Source organism: Haliscomenobacter sp., from assembly GCF_040403615.1.
Taxonomy (GTDB): Bacteria; Bacteroidota; Bacteroidia; order Chitinophagales; family Saprospiraceae; genus Haliscomenobacter.
Map to the genome: position 1 here is coordinate 1 of NZ_JBBAKG010000045.1, position 18,778 is coordinate 18,778.

Genomic DNA, 18,778 nt, shown 5'->3' on the forward strand with positions numbered 1-18,778 from the left:
CCGTCTGAGTTTTACAAGTCGTAATGTTGACATTGTCCGCACAATTCAAGGTGATGCTTGGATTGACCGTGCGGATGATCGACTTGGTGCAGGTCTTGGTATCACAATCGCTTGTCACTGTATAGGTAAGGCTCACCGTGCCGCCTGTACAAGGGTTGGGTAAAACAACTGCTGAGAAACTAGGAACAGCATTGCAACCGCCGGTGAAGGAGAACTGCGCTTTGTAGTTGTCCAACAGGGTTTGAGCTGCCGCATTCGTAGTACAAGCCGGAATGGTCAAATTGTTTGCTGGGCAATTGATTACCACCGGTGGAGGGGTAACCGTATACGTTTCCGCACAAGTTCCAGCAATGAAAGGCTCACCCGTGTCAAAAATATTATTGTCAATTACATCATCGTACAGTACATAAGTATAGGTGCGGGTTAAACCGCCACCGCATAAGGAACCCCCATCGGTAGTGGTCACCTTGATTCTGGCTTCTGTACAAAAAGTCACCCCACTGAATACATCAGTTGGGTTGGTTTTGGCAGCCGGAATGCCACTGCGATCACAACCTGTCAATGGAGCGGGTACAGTCAATTTACAAACGCCTGCCAACATACAGCAGGTGGTGTTGATCACTTTTGACGCTGGATCACAACCCGTGTTTACACCCTGTTCCCGGAGGTAGATGGTGTAATTGCCACTATTGACGGGAAGAAAGATAATTGGATTGCCCAAGATCAGGTTAATCCAGGTACCAGCAGTACCATTTACCTGGTATTCATACCCAATAGGCGCAGTGGCACCACCCGTTATATTGGTCAAATTAACGACTACGTTGCCAGCTACTTGATTGCTACAATCTAAAGTAAGTGTGAAGTCCAAGGGATTGGTAACGGCGAGGATTTGTACCGATGGATCAGAAGAACAACCTTTATTGTCAGTTACAGTAATGTAGTAGGTTCCTTCTGCCAAGCCATTATAAGTCAGGCCTGTAGTGGTTAGATTGGTAATGATTGGCGTAATGACGGGGCCATTGGCGGCACCCTGACGGATCACAAACACATAAGGTCCAGTACCCCCACTGGCCACAGCGGTAATTTTGCCAGTAGGTGGATTCCGGCAAACGGGTTGCTCTGGTGTCAACACTACACTTGGCAATGGGTCAACAGTAAGTGTATATTCACAAGTAACCGGACATCCATTTTGCCTGGCAGTGAAAGTGATGGTATAAGGTCCCGCGGCTGTTTTGGCTACATTAAACCTCACTTTGTGCGTACCCTGACCAGACGCAATGCTGATTTGGGAGTTACTGGTAGACCAAACGATATTGGTATAACCGCTTACTGCATCGTACTCCACATTTTGAGTACCCGCGCAAACGGTTTTTGGCGCAATTACCGGACAAGTTGGTACGGTTACATTCACCGTTTTGGTACACTCGCCACTTTCACAAAGGGTAGTATTGTCAACGGAACTGATCTTTTTAGTAGTCAATTTCACCTCAAAACTTCCGCTAGCAGGTGCAGTAACTTCAATGCTAGAAGTACCCTGACCAGTGAAAGTTGCACCTACTACAGTCCATACATAATTTGTCATTCCAGCGGGGCCGCTAAAGCTGATTTTTGCATTAGGACATACGGTGCTATTACCTGTTATGGTGCAGGACAACTGGGCAGGTTCAACGATGATATTTCCTGTACAAGCCACTGAGCAACCTACATTACCAGTTTTGGTTGCGGTTACGGTATACGTTCCTGCACTGAGTCCGGTAAATATGCCCGTATTATTGCTTGCCGAAGCGGAACCAGAAAGTACATAGTCAAAAGTACTGACTACTGGATTGCCATCAGCATCTTTGCCACTTGCTGTAGCTGTGATGGTACCCTTGCCGCCAAAGCAGGCAATTTGAGTTACTACACAATTAATTGCAGGAGTGAAACCATCTTTTACGATGGTGGTACAACGCGCAATACAGTCGTTTTTGTCTTTGACTGTAATGACGTAAGTCCCTGTACCCACCGTAGCTTCATAAGGAATGGATTGCACGGACTCGGCAATGTCGTTGTTCCCGCCGGCAATTTGATCCACACTTACTTTATAAGGCCCACCCACATCGCTGGTCACACCCGTTACCCTGATTTTGCCCTCGGACAAACCTTTGCAGGAGGTGTTCACACTGGCACAGGTGATGGAAACGGGATTGGGTTGGGTGATCGTAACCATTTTTTGGGTTGAACAACCGTTAGCATCCGTCACCGTAATGGTGTAATCGCCAGGCGCTAAGTTATTATAGGTTACTGCAGCACCATTACTGGGTTTATTGGTCTGCCCCGTTACACTAATGGTATAATTGGCCGTTCCAGAAGTTGGATCGACCACAATGGTTCCATTGTTTGCTCCGTTACACACGACGTTGGTGGGCGTGACGGTAAAATCTACGCCGGGAGCAGCCACAACCGTACAAGTAGTCGTTTTGCTACATTTGCCGTTAGGGCCATAGGTTACCGTTACCGTATAATTACCAGGCAACAAATTGCTGAGTGTGGCATTGGTATTGCCACCGCCCCAGTTGTAAGTAACGGTACCGGGATTTCCTCCTACAGCTACCGTTACCGAACCATCGGCAGAACCACCAGGACAATCAGGATCGGATGAACAGCTGAGGGTAGCGGTAGCTGAAGCAATGGTGACACTTGCTTTGCAATATCCGCAAGTTGCATCATTACTAGGAATAACACTATTGGCGAGCGGCTTGTAGACCACTGCAACGGTATAACTTCCCGCTGGCAAGCCGCTGATGGTATTGGCACCACTTACTGCTGCTTGACTTACGGTCCATGCTCCGCCGTTGCCTACGCGAATTTCGTAGTCGCTGGCCACTGTTCCTGGTGCAGGGGTAAAATTCACAAAAACTTTTCCATCCGAACTCGTTTCGCAGGCTGCTTCGGTTCCGGTAACGTTCCAGTCAAAAGAACGGTAAGTAACGCAGGCTTTAAGTGAACCGGTTACACTGGTGATGGCTTGTAAGTTTCCGCTGCTAATGGTCAGTGATGTGAACCCATCCGCCAATCCTTCAAAACACACATTTCCGCTACAAGTAGCCGCAAATAAATCTGTGTAATTTCCTCCAAACTCCACAGTAGAAGTTTGAGGGACAAAAGTTCCACTTTGTTCTTGACCTGGAGCCAGAGAGATTAACCCTGTAAATACGTTAGGCGTAAGCGGGGTGAAAGCAATATTGTTCACCCAAGTTTTGATGCAACCTTCTAGCCTTACACGGGTATTTTGAGTGCCTGAACCGATATTTTTTACGGTCCAAGTGCCCTCAAGCCCCTGAGTCACTAAAATCTTATCAAAGCCAACGGCATTGCAAGCCGGTTTGGGAATACAGTAGTTTTTTTGATCCAGGAGCAGCCAGTTTGAGCTGCCAGTATTGTTGCATAAGGGACCATTGGTGAAATCGCACTCTTCAACGGTTCGAGCGCAATTGGTTGTCCAATCGGTCTTCTCTCTGATGTCAATTGGAGTGACCGTGCAACTTTGAGTTGATCCAATTTGAGGCATAGCTAGCGCAATAAGCAGCCAGATCCCCAATTGGAGGTAGGTGTAAAATTTTTTCATAAAGTGATTATGATGTGTTCAGTACTAGAAATAAAAAATTATAAATCAAGTATTATTCATAGATATACTTGAGGCAAACCTTCACTTTTAAATTTGAAGAAATCTTGGATTTGGCATCCTGGTAATTGACCAATCCATCTACAATCAAAGGAATAGCTACATTCCCCGACCCAACTAATGCATTCAGATTGGAAGTGATGATTTCATTAACCTGCTTGATTGCTTCAAATTTTTCTTGAAAACTACTTGCTTGTATAGAGGTCTCCCTAATTTTCTTGCGGTAATTTTTGCTGATGGTGCCGATCGTATGCGCTTGGCCGGGAAGTTGGCTGCGCAAATTGATGTTGAGTAGCAGTTGATATTCACTATCGGTTACTTCATTTTCCCCAACTTCACCCATCATGGTACAGTCAGTGGTCACCTCAACTTTGGTCAAAGTACCCAAGTTAGGATCGAATTTGGGAAGCTCCAGCTGAACGGTTTCATTGTTGACCTTAATCATTGTTTCATTACAAACTTCACTTGTTTGAAATGATGCAATTGATTGTCTACGTTGAGCTTTTGCAGGTAAATGATTAGTAGATAAGGTGTTGGGAGAGGTAGATGTAAGAAAGAAAATGGCAAAGATTGGAAGCAAATACTTCAACCCCTTGCTTGGATTTCTCTTTCGGCACATCACGGTTAGATTTAGGCAATAGTCTAACCATTCGCTTCCATGAAGGAGCGAGCCGTTGGTTGTTTTCATGAGAAAAGATTTGTTAGTTAACTGATTACCAAATTTTTACTTAAAAAATAACTACAATAGCTATTATGAAGGGCTGCCTTCATACAGTTATATCTTTTTACCCATAAAAAGCCATAGGCTTTAAAGAGAAATTGTCTTGTTGATTACAGCATTCCAAGTAGAAAACACAATACTTTGAAATAATAAACTATGCTAAAGAAGTTACAACACTTCAATAGAAAAAAAATATTGATAACACACCATGTAAATACTAGTGCATAAATCAATCAATGCCAATCAATGTTTTACAGTGTAGATTTAAATTGTAATCAAGGTGTTCATCAAGATAGATAGGGGGAAATTTGTACAAAGGGAGAAAAAAATATTAAACAATGTACTTCGTCTCAATATTCCACACAACAAAGGTAGAAACAATTTTTTAAAAATAAAGCACAAATATAAAAAAAAGTCAAGATTTAGAAATTGACTGCTATTAAAAATCCGTCCCTAACTCGGGTTAACTTGTAGAAATAGACAAAAGACAGAAAATTGTTGGTTCTCAATTGTTTTCCAAAAAATCCAAATCTTTCCCATAGGTCTCTTCCATGAACCAGGCTGCCCAAATGGCCAGTCCAAAAAGAATCGCTCCGGTGATCCAGGCTCCGGTCAGGTAATCGCCGGAGCTGGTGCGCAAGGATTTGAACAACCAAAGGATCAATGGAAGAGATCCTCTTACCATATTGGGTATACTGATGGCCGCCGAAGCCCGCAAATTGGTACCAAACTGCTCTACGCCCATGGTGATGTACACTACATTGAAACCAGCTCCAAAACCCATTCCTGCGCAAATCAGGTAAAAGGTGTTGGCTGTGCCGCCATTTTGTAAAAAATACAACACACAAAACACGATGGCGATGCTCACAAAGATGAAAAAGGTCTTTTTGCGGCTTTTCAGGTATTCGCTCAGCCATCCCACCGAAAAATCGCCAAAGGCCACAGCGGTGTATAGAAACAGAATGGCTTTGGCAGGATCGATGTCTTTGATGCCCATGGCCTGCCCAAATTGGTCGGAGAAAGTAACCAGAATCCCGATGATGTACCAAACGGGCAAGCCGATCAGTACGCATTGCAGGTATTTAAGGAAGCGCTGCCGATTGGTGAAAAACATCAGGAAGTTGCCCCGTTGGACGGAACTTTGCTTGATTTGGGCAAACAGATGGCTTTCGCTTACGCTTACCCGCATGATCAGTAAGCCAATGCCCAATACACCACCAATGAAATAGCATGTCCGCCAATCAAAAAAACGACTGAGTATAAAGGCAAACACTACACCGAAAATGCCAAATCCAGCGATGAATCCGGTGGCTACGCTGCGTTTTTCTTTGGGCAAAAGTTCGCTTACCAACGTCACTCCAGCGCCCAATTCACCCGCTAAACCAATGCCCGCTATGAAACGCAAAATCGCGTATTGATTGACATTCACCACCATACCATTGAGGATATTGGCGATGGAATACATCAAAATCGACCCGAACAACACGCTCAAACGGCCTCGTTTGTCGCCGATGATGCCGAATAAAATGCCTCCCAACAACAAACCAATCATTTGCACGCTGATCAGGTATTCGCCTTGAGATAGGATTTCGGCGGGGCTCAAGCCCAGGTCGGTCAAACTGGGTTTGCGGATAATGGCAAACAGTAACAAGTCGTATACATCTACAAAGAAGCCCAATGCGCTAACCACAACGGCAAGCTGGAAAAGGCTGGTGGAATTTTTGCTCATCTGACGAGGATAATGTATATTTTTAGGCAATCCATGAGATTAAGTGGTTGAATCACTTAACACACATCGCAAGCACAAATAAAAATAAAATTATGTTCATGTACCGTACCTACCTCCAGATGTTTTTCATTCTTTGTTGCAGTTTGACTTTTGGTCAGACCTCTTTTGCGCAAGGCAAGCCTGTCAAAACCGAAAATGGCCTAATTGCTGGTCTCCAAAAAGGAAGCGTGCGCTCCTTTCTGGGTGTTCCCTTTGCTGCACCACCCATTGGCGATCTGCGCTGGAAAGCACCGCAGCCTGTGCAAAATTGGCAAGGCATTAAAGCTTGCACTACCTTTCCGGCCAGTGCCATGCAGGCCGACCCAGTACCCTTCATGATGTGGACAGAGGAATTTATTGCGCCACCCAAGCCGCTTAGTGAAGATTGTTTATACCTCAATGTCTGGACTTCGGCCAAATCCAGCAAAGAAAAACGCCCGGTTTTCGTGTGGATTCACGGGGGCGGCTTTACTTCCGGGGCCAGCACCTGCGCGGTGTACGACGGAGATGCCATGGCGCAAAAAGGCCTGGTTTTCGTCAGCATCAATTACCGTTTGGGCGCTTTTGGATTTTTGGCACACCCCGAGTTGAGCAAAGAATCGGGACACAGTGCTTCTGGCAACTACGCTTTACAGGATCAAATTGCAGCATTGCAGTGGATCAAAAAGAACATCACCGCATTTGGTGGCGACCCCAACAACGTCACCATTGCTGGGCAATCGGCGGGGTCTTTTGCCGTCAATGCCCTGATTGCTTCGCCTTTGGCTAAAGGCTTGTTTCATCGGGCAATTCCCCAAAGTGGCGGCTTGTTCAATCCTGGACGGATCAAGAGTTTGCCCGACGCTGAAAAGACAGGGCAACTGTTTATGAAAAATGCAGGCGTGAGTAACCTGGCAGAGTTACGCCAAAAATCAGCAGAAGAGGTACTCAAAATTGCAGCTACCATTCCTTGGGGAAGTTTTGGTCCAGTGAGTGATGAATACGTGTTGCCTACCGATTTGTACAATTATTTCAAGCGGCAAAAACAAAACCAGATTCCCATCCTGACGGGTTGGGTAACCGGGGATGGAAATCTCGCAGCAGGGCAAAATACCACCGCGCAGCAATTCAAAGACAACAGCAAGAAAGTCTATGGCGACAAGCTGGATGCTTTTTTGGCCTTGTTTCCGGCCAATTCCGATGCAGAGGCTGGTAGGTCAGCACTCAAGCAAGGGCTGATTTCTTTTGCTGTACTTAGCTCGCACGTGATGGCCACAACCAACAGCATGCCCTCCTTTTTGTATCAGTTCAGCCATGTGCCAGTAGACAAGCCCGATTTCCCCAATTATGGAGCTTTCCATACTTCTGAAGTGCCTTTTGCACTGCATACGCTCCATTTGTGGAAACGTCCGTGGCGAAAAGCGGATTACGATATGGAAAAAATCATGACGCAATACTGGGTGAATTTTGCCAAAAACGGAGATCCAAACGGGCCAGGACTTCCGGTTTGGAAGGCGTATGAATCCAAGACCAGAACCATTATGGAACTGGGAGATCCAGTAGTTCCAAAACCAGGTTTGTTTCAGCAGGAAATCAATTTTATGGAAGCATTGGTGCATTGAATTTAAGTCATCAAGACATTTTTTTAATAAAAACCGGAACAAAGTGCGCTTTACAAACACCTGTATTTGTAAAGCGCACAGTTTTTTTATGCTGTGTCAAAAAACACCGCGGAATCCCGATGCCGTAAGTAAGTAGGGGTTTTAACTTTTGAATCCTATGAAAAGCCTGAAAGAAGCAAACTTTTGCTTGGTTGTCTTTGCCTCAATTCTGTTTAGCCTGAACAGCTGCCAAAAAACCGATGACGTAACTCCAGTTGCAAACGTGACTGGTAAAAGTTCAGCTCAGTTTAATCCAGAACTCACCTATGGAACCCTCACCGATCAGGATGGAAATGTATACAAGACCATCAAAATTGGTACCCAAACCTGGATGGCAGAAAACCTTCGTGCCGTACATTACCGCAATGGCGACCCTATTCCCAATGTCAAAGGTGACGCAGAATGGCTAAAAGTGACAACTGGTGCCTATTGTACCTACAAAAACTCCAATGACAAAGACAGTATCGCCACTTTTGGCCGGTTTTACAATTGGTACGTAGTTGGAGACAGCCGCAAAATATGTCCCTTGGGCTGGCACGTACCTACCCAAACTGAAGCGCAAACACTGATGACGTTTTTGGGTGGTAGCGAAGCCGGAAAGAAATTGAAAGAATCGGGCACTGGCCACTGGGCCAACAATACCGGAGGTAGCAACAGCAGTGGATTTACGGGCTTGCCTACTGGTTTGCGCAGTGGAGAAGACGCCAGCTATTTTAACCTGGGAGGCCTTACCGAATGGTGGCTGATCACGGAGAAGGATGCCAATAAAGCCTGGTACCGCGATTTGGGGAATTACGATTATTCCTTCGAGTTTTATGGAAGCAAGAATTTTGGTTTTTGTGTTCGCTGCATGCAAGATTAGAGCTTGTTCGGGATTCTGATCAGAATCCCGAACAAGCTCTTAACCATTTTCGAAGTCTATTTTTTTGTAAACGTCCTTAAGATTCAATTCAATCCCCATTGAACGGATGTTTACCATTTGATCCAGGCCAGAAACAGTCGTTTTTTGCCAGGTATTCAATGCAATACGATACCAAATTTCAGCATGAGCCTGATTTTGATCAATCAGCACATATTCTTTAAAGCTTTCTAAATTTTGATACAGTATAAACTTTTCTCCCCGGTCATATCGCAGAGTGCTTTTAGACAAAACCTCAACGATGACCATTGGATTTGTGATCAAGTCTTTTCGGTTTTTCCAATATTGTGGTTCATCAAATATGACCAAAGCATCTGGATAAACAGCTATGTTTTCTTGTTCAATGTATATCTTTTGATCACTGTTTAATACGTTGAAATTTAAGTTTTGGAGGTCAATCAATTGGTCAATCAAACTGATGACATTGGTTGCAATTTTATTGTGATTATAAGTACCCCCTGACATTAGGATTATTTTGCCATTAAAAAATTCGTGTTTCTGAACAGCCTGCAATTCTTTTTCAAGGTACTGTTCCAAACTATAGGTTCTTTTCCCCCCTTTGACGTTTTTGGGTTGGTCATCAATGGTGATCATCTGCAACAATTTTTCCAAAAATAAAGAATAATCAGGAGATTGTAAAGTCTAATGAACAGATAAGCAACGCAGAAAAATTAACTTTCCGATTTTGGGTTTTGAATAGGAAGTCGAACGGTTCATTTCAAGTGAGCTTCCTATTCAAAAGCCTCTAAAAAAATCGGGAAGTAATTTTTTGCGTCAGACTAAGTACCCATTTGCTATGGTCGCTCTGCTTTCAATACAAGCCAATATCTCGGACTCTTCATGGGCGATTTGCAGTAAAGTCCGCTCAGGCCCAGCCAATTGCGTAAAAAGGCGTTGCACCAACCCAATCTTTTCCTCATCCAAACCTTGAAACGGCTCATCCAGAATCAAGACAGGTGGATTGTGCGCCAATGCCCGCGCAATCATCACCAGTTTTTTCTCTCCCGCAGAAAGCTGCCCCAGATTCAATTCACGGAAAGGGCTAAGTCCCAATGCCAACAACAATGCCTCAATGTGCTCTTGCTCGGCGGGTTGGATGCGGCGCACCAAAACCTGCGTACCACTCAATCCAGAGCGAATCACCTCGATCACTTTAGCGCTTTGCGGCCAGAAGTTTTGAATTTCGGGCGAAACAAAACCGATCCGTGCCTTGATCTGCCAGATGCTTTCGCCAGAACCCCGTTTTTTGTCAAAAACCACCAAATCCTGCGCGTAGGCATTGGGGTTGTCGGCATACATCAGGCTGGTCAGGGTGGTTTTGCCAGAACCATTGGGGCCTTGCAGCAACCATTTTTCGCCTTTGCGTATGCACCAATTGACATCGCTCAAGAGGACTTTTTCTCCTGCGCGAATCTGGGCATTGCGGATGTCAAAAACGCGCTCGAAGTTGGCCACAGGCGCTGAAAAATCAGGGAGCGTTGCCCCAACTGTTGATCCGCTGCGCGAAGCAAACGGCTGCAAATCAATGCGCAGGACATCTTCTGCGGATTCAAAATGGGGCTTGACGGTCAGTACCACCAAACAACAGCCCCGGCTTGTATGAAAATGGCGCAAAAAATCGGATAACTCACTTGCTGATTGCGCATCCAGCCCCGTAAATGGATTGTCTAAGATGTAAACCAGGGCAGGTTTGAGCAGGGTTTTGGCAATCAGTACTTTTCGGGTTTCGCCACTCGATAGTTCGATCATTTCCTGATTCAAGAGTTTGGATGGCAAAATCCGTTGCGCAAAATCAGCAGTTTCTGGATCGGCTTGCTGCAGTTTCAAAAAATCGATGACTTTGATGGATTCTACCCTTGCCCCGCTTTGGTAGCGCTCTTGGTAATACGAACTGGCGTATTGAAAAACCGAGCCATCGGCAGTGAAATCGGTGTAGGAGATTTCGGTCAGGCTCAGGTTACGGGTTACATTGTCTTTGTTGAATACCTTTCCGCAGAGTACCCGAGCCAGGTAGGATTTGCCGCAGCCATTGGGGCCAGTGATTTCGTAAAGGTGCTGGGGGAGAAAGTCGAGGCTGAGGAAATTTTCCCCTACATTTAAGTTTTTCAGTGCAATGAGCGGCATTCGTTTGGTTTGTTTGAAAGCTTTCAGGGAAATAATCCTGCTTCAATCAAGTCTACTCGCTCTAAAATTCTATTGATTTCATTCAATTTGAGTATTTTGATTGTGGCCGTTGCAATTTCGGTTTTTGGATTGATTTCTCCTTGAATTGATACTTCAAAATGATCATCCCAGGTGTCTCTTCTGGGATTGAAAAAGCGAATCAGCTCATTTTCGTTCTCTAGAATCGTAGCAATATCACTGCCTTTTGCATTGTTACAGGTAGGGCAAGTATGTGCCAGATTCTCCAATTCTGTTTTTCCACCGTGTTTTCTACTAATGATGTGGTCTGACTGATAGCGAATAAAAGAATCCACTTCTGGCCTACGGCAGTATTCACATCGATAATTAGCCCTAATCGCAACCTGTCGTCTTAAAATGTCCGGAATCTTTTTACTCATGCGCTAGCTTTTGAAAGCAGCAGCCGAGCCCGTGATTTTGCCAAGCGTACAATGTGTTCATAAATGAGGTAATGATCCAATTCCGCTTGTTCTTCTTCCAAAAGCCCCTCATCGGCTTTTTTTTCGAGTAAATCTTCTACTCGATCCTGCAAATTGTCTGGAGCATGAAACGCAAGAACCTTCACAGGATCTAAGGCTGCCATGAAATCGGCTAAACTATCATAGGCACTGTTGACACTGATCATACTTAAAGTATTTGTACAAATATAATCTAAATGGCTTGAGTAATCAACACTAATTGTCTTTTCTTGATCAATTGCCAATGTTTTATTGGCTTGTCAAAATCATTAATCCTTGTAAAAGTGCCAAATTTATCTGAAAATTGGCGTATCATGTGTATTAAAACAACCCAGATTTGATTCTACCAAAGTCTATCCAGGAAGTAAACGACGCGGCGAAAATAGAAGAAGTAGTTGGCGATTTTGTGAACCTCAAGCGGCGCGGGGCAAACTATACCGGGCTATGCCCTTTTCACAACGAAAAATCGCCTTCGTTCAACGTCAATCCGGCACGCAATATCTTCAAGTGTTTTGGTTGCGGCAAAGCGGGTGATCCAATCACTTTTGTGATGGAGCACGAGCAGCTCTCGTACCCGGAAGCAGTGAAATACCTGGCCAGAAAGTACCGCATTGAACTGGAGGAAACGGAATCTTCAGACCAACAGCGCCAGGAACAACAGGCCATCGATAGCTTGTACCTGGTCAATCAATTTGCCCAGGAATTTTTTCAGACTCAACTTTTCGATACCGACAAAGGCCGCAATATCGGCCTTTCATACTTCAAACAGCGCGGATTTCGGGAAGAAACCATCCAAAAATTTGGATTGGGCTTTGCTCAAAACGATATGGACGCCCTCCTGCGGGCAGGCAAATTGCGCGGCTACAACGCTGAGTTACTGAAAAAACTGGGCCTGGTGACCCAATACGAGCGCGATTTTTTCCGCGATCGGGTCATGTTTTCCATCCACAACCTGACGGGTAAGACCATCGCGTTTGCCGGGCGGATTATGGCCAAAGACCCCAAGCAGCCCAAGTACATCAACTCGCCGGAAACGGAAATTTACTACAAGAGCAAAGTCTTGTACGGCATCTTTTTTGCCAAAAAAGCCATCCGCCAATTCGATGAATGTTTGTTAGTAGAAGGTTATACCGACGTAATTTCTTTGCACCAGGCCGGGATCGAAAACGTGGTTGCGTCTTCCGGCACATCCCTGACTCCTGATCAAATCCGGCTGATCAAACGCTTTACCAACAACATCAAAATCATTTACGATGGAGATGCAGCGGGCATCAAAGCGGCCTTGCGTGGATTGGATTTGGCCTTGGCCGAAGACATGAACGTGCGCCTGGTGCTGCTGCCCGATGGAGAAGACCCCGACTCGTACATCCAAAAGGTTGGTTCCGAAGCTTTCCTGGCTTACCTTAAAGACAAGGGCAAAGACATCGTACAGTTTGAAACCGAACTCTTGCTCAAGGAGGCTGGCGATGACCCTACGCGGCGGGCATCGGTATTGGGACAAATTGCGAATACCATTTCCAAAATCAAAAACCCCTTGCGCCGCGACGAATACGTCAAGGTTACGCGCCAGGTGCTGGGGGTGGATGAAGGGCGCATGATTTTTGAAGTCAACAAACTTTTGCGCCGAGATCTGGAAAAATACCAGGCTTTGGATGGTGTTTCCCTTCCTGAAAAAGATGCTTCGTACGCCAATGAAGAGCTGCGAAATACCGCAGCTCAGGTCATGCCGGAACCGGAACTTAGCGTTGGCGACGAATTCCAGGAAAAGGACATTGCCCGCATCCTCATCAGTGCGGGTGGAGCCTGGTTTGATCAAAAACACAATACTACCGTAGCCCAATACGTATGGATCAACATTGAGGATGTGATCGATTATTTTGACAGCAGCTTGTACAAAAGGGTAGTAGTGGATGTCATCCAGAGGGTCAACCTGGGGGAAGACATATCAGTGCCTTACTTCATCAACCACAGCGACCCTGAGGTGCGCCAATTGGCAGCCACAGTACTGACAAGCCCATACGAATTCAGCGAAAACTGGGAGAAAAAACACGAGGTATTCCTCAATCAGCGCAAACCAGAGGAGAATTTCAACAAAGACGCTGAGCTGGCCGTAAAGCGCTTGAAATTGCGCAAACTCGGCCGCATCATCGCTGAAAACCACGCCAAAATGAAGGCCATCGACCCTCAGGACACGGATCGCCTGTTTTCTTTGATCAAGTTGGATCAAAAATTGAAAGTAATGCGCAATCAATTGGCGGGGGAGTTGGGGACGGTGGTGGTGAAGTGACAACGGTTCATCACAAAGCCTGACCAAAAGTGAGCAAATTGTGATCAGGGTCAAGCAAGGAAAATTCCTTTTGTTGCCAAGGTTTGCTTTGCAGATGTCCGGCTGTGGGGATGCCAACATTTTTGTCCAACGCCAATTGGTACCACTCGTCGATGTTATCTGTACGGATGTATACTTGCCCATAGTTTTCCTTTGGGTCAAGTGCTTTAAACTCAAAAAAATGGATTTGAATGCTGTCTTTCTGTACCATCAGGTAACCATCGAAATCTGCACTACCGAATTCCTTGAAGCCGAGTTTGTTCAGGTAGAAGTCTCTGGTTATGGGCTTATTGCGCATAGGCAGCTTAGGGCTGATGTTGGTAAGCATGGTTGACTTATTTATTTTGTTTGATCAAGGCTAAAGATACTATTTTTTATTTTTATTTGCTTGTTTTTGTACAACCCTATGCTCAAATGTTTGACAAAAATGAACCTGCATTCAAAAATCTTTCTCTTCGTCATACTTTACCAAAAAGGTCAATACCTCCACTTCCTTGATCACTTCTTTGCCTTCAACCACAACCTGTGGGTACTGCAAGTGATTGGGGGTAAAAACGAGGTAAACAGCTTGTTTTAAGCCCAAACTTGTAGCATAATGCGCCAATTGTTCCTTTCCTTTCAAAAATTTATTGGGCGAATAATATTTTTTGGTTTCTATCAAAAATTCCTGATTGCGAATGTTCAGAATCAAATCACTTTTGCCTAATCCAGTATTCGCTTCGCGGTAACTTTTGCCTTCTGCTTCTGCCACAAAAGCGGCAATAAAGGTTTCGAAACTGTAAATCAGACCCGCTTCTTTGATGGAGGTGTATTGTCCAGATGCGTCTTTTTCTCGAAATACTCCAAAACCTCGACGTTTTGCATACTGCTTGTAGGCATCGATCAGTTTTTCGATATTCAAGCTGCCGTCAGCTGTAAAAAATTCGGGTGCGTACAGATTTCCGCTGATGCGTCCTTTTTCACCATTGGTATAAGGGTAAAGCGCGTTGTACAAGCGTTTTTTGTAATAGGGTACCCAAAACTCGACCAGGCCATCGGCACTATTGCGGATCAAACCGTTGGTATGCAAGACCTTGATGGCTTCCCGATCAATCTTGAATGGAATATCTTGTTCGGTAAACAATAAAGTCTCTAAAAAATCACGGTGTTCTTTAGCGTGCCGAAGGATGTTGGCAAAATTTTTATCAATTGCCTCGTTGAGGTACCAATTTTCTACTTCCAGGTAATCGGCATATGCAATGGTTGTTTTTTGGGGGAAGCGTTGTACCAATTGATAGGCAAATCCATTTACCAAACCAGGTTGATTGGCGGTAGTTTCGCTGATTTTTTCAACAACCTTGCGTTCAAAAAATTGCTGGGTTTCTGCTTCATGCTGAGCGAGCAATGCACAGGTTTCTTCATCTGTAAAATAAGGAATATTCAAGGTTTCAGCGATGTTGAATGGACTGGCATTGTCTTCGGCTAGCCCTACAATATTGCTTACTCCAACCAGAATGGTACTTTTCAGGGCATTTCGTTCGCGGAAGTGATACAGGTTGCGAATGGTATGTAAAAACTGCCCGAACAAAGCAGGGTTTAAGCCTTCTACTTCGTCACAGATCAGTACGATTTTACGTTCCTCAATGGAAGAAAAAAAATTGGAAAAACTGGCAAAGGTCTCCAATTCAGGCATTTGTATCCCAACCTGGGCAAACTCCTGTTGAAATCGCTTGAACAAATCATCGAGGGTGCAGTTCTGGAAATTCTCCAGATTGAGGTGCATTACCGTATACCCTTCAAGTTCCAACTGCGCCTTGAGGAGTAAAAAGTAGGTGCTTTTGCCAGTTTGACGAGGTGCCCAAATGGTGAAATACCGTTCGTCATGTACAAAATTCAAACCTTGTTGAATCAAACGCTCCCGCAACAAGGTATAGTGCTTGTTGGGATTGTTTGGCCCAGAGGTGTTGAATTGACGCATGATCGATGTAGTTTAGTAACGCAGAAAAATTAACTTCCCGATTTTGGGTTTTGAATAGGAAGTCGAACGGTTCATTTCAAGTGGGCTTCCTATTCAAAAGCCCTTCAAAAAAATCGGGAAATAATTTTTTGCGTCAAACTTGAATACAAAGATAGGAGATTCCTTTGACAGACCAGCATCCAATCTTTGCTATCCAGCCCATTGTTTTTACCTTCACCTAAAACTATAAACATGCAAACAAAAACACTATTGCTGCTGCTTTGGGTATGCCTTACCCAAAGCCTGCTGGCCCAAGTTGACGCCAGTGAATACCCTCCGCAAGTCACTTTTACTACCCAGCAGGATCATGACAACATGAAACAACAGCTGGGCATCACCAAACTTAGGCCCGGCTACAGTGGCAACGAAACGGATCCTAACCACGCCAATTATGATGAAGCATTGGCCGACCCCTGCCCCAAATTGCCTGATGCATTAACCACCCAAAATGGCAAAAAAGTAACGACAGCAGAACAATGGTGGAACCAGCGCAGGCCGGAACTCCTTGAAGCGTTTGAAAAGGAAGTGTATGGCCGCATTCCGAAAAATGTACCCAAAGTAACCTGGGTAGTTAAAGTCACCGATCGGGAATTCGTAGGCCGCACGCCAGTGATTGCCAAACAAATCATCGGTACAGCAGACAACACTGCCTATCCCCTGATCAGCGTGAACATCAACATGATCCTCGTAGTACCAACCAATGTCAAAGGCCCAGTACCTGTATTGATGATGTATGGACGCCCCGCTTTTCCTGCACCTGCTCAACCGTCGCCTGATGACATGGAAAAAATCAACACCACTTTCAAAGAAATGATGATCAATACGAACCCGGAGATGAAAGCCATTTTTGAAAAATACCCGGCCTATCAGCCCATTACCAGATTACCAGCTCCCAACTTTTTTGCGCCACCACCTGCGGGCGATCTGCCTTCCACCGAACAGTTGCTCGCCGCGGGTTGGGGCTATGTGACCATCGATCCGGCCAGCATTCAGGCCGACAATGGTGCCGGATTGACCAGAGGCATCATTGGATTGGTCAATAAAGGGCAGCCGCGCAAACCCGAAGACTGGGGTGCCTTGCGGGCCTGGGCCTGGGGGGCAGCTCGTGGACTCGATTATCTGGAAACCGACCCTTTGGTTGATGCCAAAAAGGTAGGCATTGAGGGCGTGTCTCGTTACGGAAAAGCTGCCTTGGTAGCTCAGGCTTTTGAAACGCGTTTTGCTTTGGGGTTGATTGGTTCTTCGGGCAAAGGGGGCGCGACCTTGCACCGCCGCTTTTTTGGGGAATCCGTTGAAAACCTGACTGGCAGCGGCGAATACCACTGGATGGCCGGAAATTACCTGAAGTACAGCGCGGAAGAATCTCCTTTTGGCAAAAAAACAGGCTGCGATTTGTCGGTTGATTCGCATGAGTTGATCGCGCTTTGTGCCCCGCGACTAACCTTTATCAGTTACGGTATCCCCGAAAAAGGAGACTCGCGCTGGCTTGATCAAAAAGGCAGTTACCTGGCTACCATTGCTGCTGGAGCTGTATTCAAACTCTTGGGTGCAAAAGATTTGGGCGTTTCAAATGACTACACCACTGAAAAAATGCCACCGATGTTGACCGATATGTTGAACGGGGAATTGGCCTGGCGGCAGCACGATGGTGGCCACACTGATGCCCCCAATTTTAAATACTTTATCCCCTGGGCGACGAAGTTTTTGAAATACGAGCGGAAGGATGGTCAATAGGGGCTGATACGTTTACAGCAATTGGCCTATAAACTGATTGCTGTAATTTTTTTTGCAATCATAGCCTGCCGTTTAGTTTTACTTGCCTGAAAATTGCAGATACATTAAAGCTACAGCAGCAACCGTCATTATGATCAATGCCAAAAACCCAAGAATATTAGTGGTTCTTCCGTTCACGTTTTTCCCCATTATTTTTTTGTTGTTTGAAATGTGCAGGATGATTGCAATCAGGACAGGAGCAGTTAGTCCATAAAGGATGGCGGTATAAATTAAAGACTGAATTGGAGTAATGCCTACATAATTTAATGATAACCCAAGTATCAATGAAATAGCAATGATGACATAAAATGCTTTTGCTTCATGAAATTTCTTGTCAAGCCCTTGTTCCCAGCCAAAAGTTTCGGTAATGATGTAAGAAATTGAACCACTCAACACTGGAATGGCAATCAGCCCTGTTCCGATCACTCCAATGGCAAAAAGGAGATAAGCCAGGTTTCCAGCCAATGGTTTTAAGGCCATAGCCGCTTGCTCAACGGTATCAATTTGATGAACACCTGCTTTAAATAAAACAGTGCCTGTGGTCAAAATGATGAAATACATCACAAAACCAGAAACGGTCATTCCAAAATCTACATCCTGATTTATTTCATGGATGATTTTTTTGTTTACGATCAAATGTTTCCTTTTGTTTTTCATTTCTTCCACCTCTACCGATGCTTGCCAAAAGAAAAGATACGGTGAAATGGTGGTACCCAGGATGCCTACTATGATGGCAATAAAGTTCTTATCGAATTTTAGGGTTGGAATAAATGTCGCTTTAAGAATTTCAGCAAGATCTTGTTTGTACAAAAAGGGGACAACAAAATAAACCAACATAACGATGCACAAATACTTTAAAACCGATGCAATTCTTTGATAGGGTAAATAAATGATTAGGCCCAACAAAATAATTGTAAAAATTACACTAAAATAATTCGCATCAATGGAAGGGAATAGCAGATTTCCTACCGCCCCCATGCCTGCAATGTCCGCACCAATATTCAATACAATGGCAGGAAAGCTAAACAACAGCATCAGGTACAAAATAGGTTTGGGATAGTGTTTTTTAAGGGTTCCTGTCAAACCTTGTGAGGTGACCAATCCAATTCTTGCGCACATCTGCTGAATTGAAGCCATCAGCGGAAAAGCGATGATGGCAGTCCATAAGGTTGCAAGTCCAAATGCAGCTCCTGCCTGAGAATAAGTTGCAATGCCAGATGGATCATCGTCACTTGCACCGGTTACAAGCCCTGGTCCCAGCTTTTTCCAGCTACTCAGCAGCTTAGACAATACTGTTTTCTTTTTTATCATTTTTTAAAGTTAGAACCTATT

Annotated in this window: 14 protein-coding genes; 4 read left to right on the forward strand and 10 right to left on the reverse strand. The window is 44.9% G+C overall.

Annotated elements, in window-relative coordinates:
* From ABW391_RS15480 to ABW391_RS15490, 3 genes are all read right to left on the reverse strand, one after another.
* A partial coding sequence (locus tag ABW391_RS15480; RefSeq protein ID WP_353482796.1) for a hypothetical protein occupies positions 1-3,607 on the reverse strand: 3,607 nt, incomplete at its 3' end.
* Positions 3,608-3,659: 52 nt separating this feature from the next.
* Positions 3,660-4,352 carry a choice-of-anchor E domain-containing protein gene (locus tag ABW391_RS15485; protein ID WP_353482797.1) on the reverse strand — a complete coding sequence of 231 codons (693 nt, stop codon included), beginning with the start codon at positions 4,350-4,352 and terminating at the stop codon, positions 3,660-3,662.
* A 538-nt stretch (positions 4,353-4,890) separates the two neighbouring features.
* Positions 4,891-6,114: an MFS transporter gene (locus ABW391_RS15490; protein WP_353482798.1), complete on the reverse strand. Its 1,224-nt coding sequence runs from the start codon at positions 6,112-6,114 to the stop codon at positions 4,891-4,893.
* Positions 6,115-6,212: 98 nt separating this feature from the next.
* On the opposite strand from ABW391_RS15490, the gene ABW391_RS15495 reads away from it, so the two are divergent.
* Both ABW391_RS15495 and ABW391_RS15500 read left to right on the forward strand, forming a co-directional pair.
* Positions 6,213-7,754 carry a carboxylesterase/lipase family protein gene (locus ABW391_RS15495; protein ID WP_353482799.1) on the forward strand — a complete coding sequence of 514 codons (1,542 nt, stop codon included), beginning with the start codon at positions 6,213-6,215 and terminating at the stop codon, positions 7,752-7,754.
* 157 nt (positions 7,755-7,911) lie between these two features.
* On the forward strand, positions 7,912-8,655 hold the full coding sequence (locus ABW391_RS15500; RefSeq protein WP_353482800.1) for a fibrobacter succinogenes major paralogous domain-containing protein: 744 nt from the start codon (positions 7,912-7,914) through the stop codon (positions 8,653-8,655).
* 39 nt (positions 8,656-8,694) lie between these two features.
* Here the strand turns inward: ABW391_RS15500 and ABW391_RS15505 are convergent, their stop codons facing one another.
* The 4 genes from ABW391_RS15505 to ABW391_RS15520 all read right to left on the reverse strand — a co-directional run bounded on the left by ABW391_RS15505 (position 8,695) and on the right by ABW391_RS15520 (position 11,596).
* The gene (locus ABW391_RS15505) at positions 8,695-9,306 is read right to left on the reverse strand and encodes a Uma2 family endonuclease (protein WP_353482801.1); all 612 of its coding nucleotides are present in this window, start codon (positions 9,304-9,306) and stop codon (positions 8,695-8,697) included.
* 180 nt (positions 9,307-9,486) lie between these two features.
* Complete coding sequence (locus tag ABW391_RS15510; protein WP_353482802.1) at positions 9,487-10,836, reverse strand: ATP-binding cassette domain-containing protein; 1,350 nt, start codon at positions 10,834-10,836, stop codon at positions 9,487-9,489.
* Between the two features lie 23 nt (positions 10,837-10,859).
* On the reverse strand, positions 10,860-11,273 hold the full coding sequence (locus ABW391_RS15515; protein ID WP_353482803.1) for an HNH endonuclease: 414 nt from the start codon (positions 11,271-11,273) through the stop codon (positions 10,860-10,862).
* Positions 11,270-11,596, reverse strand: coding sequence for a hypothetical protein (locus tag ABW391_RS15520; protein ID WP_353482804.1), 327 nt, complete (start codon positions 11,594-11,596; stop codon positions 11,270-11,272). Before ABW391_RS15520 ends, ABW391_RS15515 begins: the two co-directional genes overlap by 4 nt.
* Before the next feature lie 92 nt (positions 11,597-11,688).
* Between ABW391_RS15520 and dnaG the strand changes: the two genes are divergently transcribed.
* Positions 11,689-13,638 carry a DNA primase gene (gene dnaG / locus ABW391_RS15525; protein WP_353482805.1) on the forward strand — a complete coding sequence of 650 codons (1,950 nt, stop codon included), beginning with the start codon at positions 11,689-11,691 and terminating at the stop codon, positions 13,636-13,638.
* Positions 13,639-13,648: 10 nt separating this feature from the next.
* Here the strand turns inward: dnaG and ABW391_RS15530 are convergent, their stop codons facing one another.
* On the reverse strand, positions 13,649-14,005 hold the full coding sequence (locus ABW391_RS15530) for a bleomycin resistance protein (protein ID WP_353482806.1): 357 nt from the start codon (positions 14,003-14,005) through the stop codon (positions 13,649-13,651).
* Between the two features lie 111 nt (positions 14,006-14,116).
* Positions 14,117-15,634: an AAA family ATPase gene (locus tag ABW391_RS15535; RefSeq protein ID WP_353482807.1), complete on the reverse strand. Its 1,518-nt coding sequence runs from the start codon at positions 15,632-15,634 to the stop codon at positions 14,117-14,119.
* Positions 15,635-15,865: 231 nt separating this feature from the next.
* On the opposite strand from ABW391_RS15535, the gene ABW391_RS15540 reads away from it, so the two are divergent.
* Positions 15,866-17,407: a glucuronyl esterase domain-containing protein gene (locus tag ABW391_RS15540; protein ID WP_353482808.1), complete on the forward strand. Its 1,542-nt coding sequence runs from the start codon at positions 15,866-15,868 to the stop codon at positions 17,405-17,407.
* A gap of 78 nt (positions 17,408-17,485) precedes the next feature.
* Here ABW391_RS15540 and ABW391_RS15545 read toward each other — a convergent pair whose 3' ends face one another.
* Complete coding sequence (locus ABW391_RS15545; RefSeq protein ID WP_353482809.1) at positions 17,486-18,757, reverse strand: NRAMP family divalent metal transporter; 1,272 nt, start codon at positions 18,755-18,757, stop codon at positions 17,486-17,488.
* Positions 18,758-18,778: the final 21 nt, after the last annotated feature.

Excerpts from the sequence above, each read along its gene's own strand:
- ABW391_RS15485 (WP_353482797.1), bottom strand. The coding sequence starts at position 4,352 with ATGAAAACAACCAACGGCTCGCTCCTTCATGGAAGCGAATGGTTAGAC.
- ABW391_RS15490 (WP_353482798.1), bottom strand. The coding sequence starts at position 6,114 with ATGAGCAAAAATTCCACCAGCCTTTTCCAGCTTGCCGTTGTGGTTAGC.
- ABW391_RS15495 (WP_353482799.1), top strand. The coding sequence starts at position 6,213 with ATGTACCGTACCTACCTCCAGATGTTTTTCATTCTTTGTTGCAGTTTG.
- ABW391_RS15500 (WP_353482800.1), top strand. The coding sequence starts at position 7,912 with ATGAAAAGCCTGAAAGAAGCAAACTTTTGCTTGGTTGTCTTTGCCTCA.
- ABW391_RS15505 (WP_353482801.1), bottom strand. The coding sequence starts at position 9,306 with ATGATCACCATTGATGACCAACCCAAAAACGTCAAAGGGGGGAAAAGA.
- ABW391_RS15510 (WP_353482802.1), bottom strand. The coding sequence starts at position 10,836 with ATGCCGCTCATTGCACTGAAAAACTTAAATGTAGGGGAAAATTTCCTC.
- ABW391_RS15515 (WP_353482803.1), bottom strand. The coding sequence starts at position 11,273 with ATGAGTAAAAAGATTCCGGACATTTTAAGACGACAGGTTGCGATTAGG.
- ABW391_RS15530 (WP_353482806.1), bottom strand. The coding sequence starts at position 14,005 with ATGCTTACCAACATCAGCCCTAAGCTGCCTATGCGCAATAAGCCCATA.
- ABW391_RS15535 (WP_353482807.1), bottom strand. The coding sequence starts at position 15,634 with ATGCGTCAATTCAACACCTCTGGGCCAAACAATCCCAACAAGCACTAT.
- ABW391_RS15540 (WP_353482808.1), top strand. The coding sequence starts at position 15,866 with ATGCAAACAAAAACACTATTGCTGCTGCTTTGGGTATGCCTTACCCAA.
- ABW391_RS15545 (WP_353482809.1), bottom strand. The coding sequence starts at position 18,757 with ATGATAAAAAAGAAAACAGTATTGTCTAAGCTGCTGAGTAGCTGGAAA.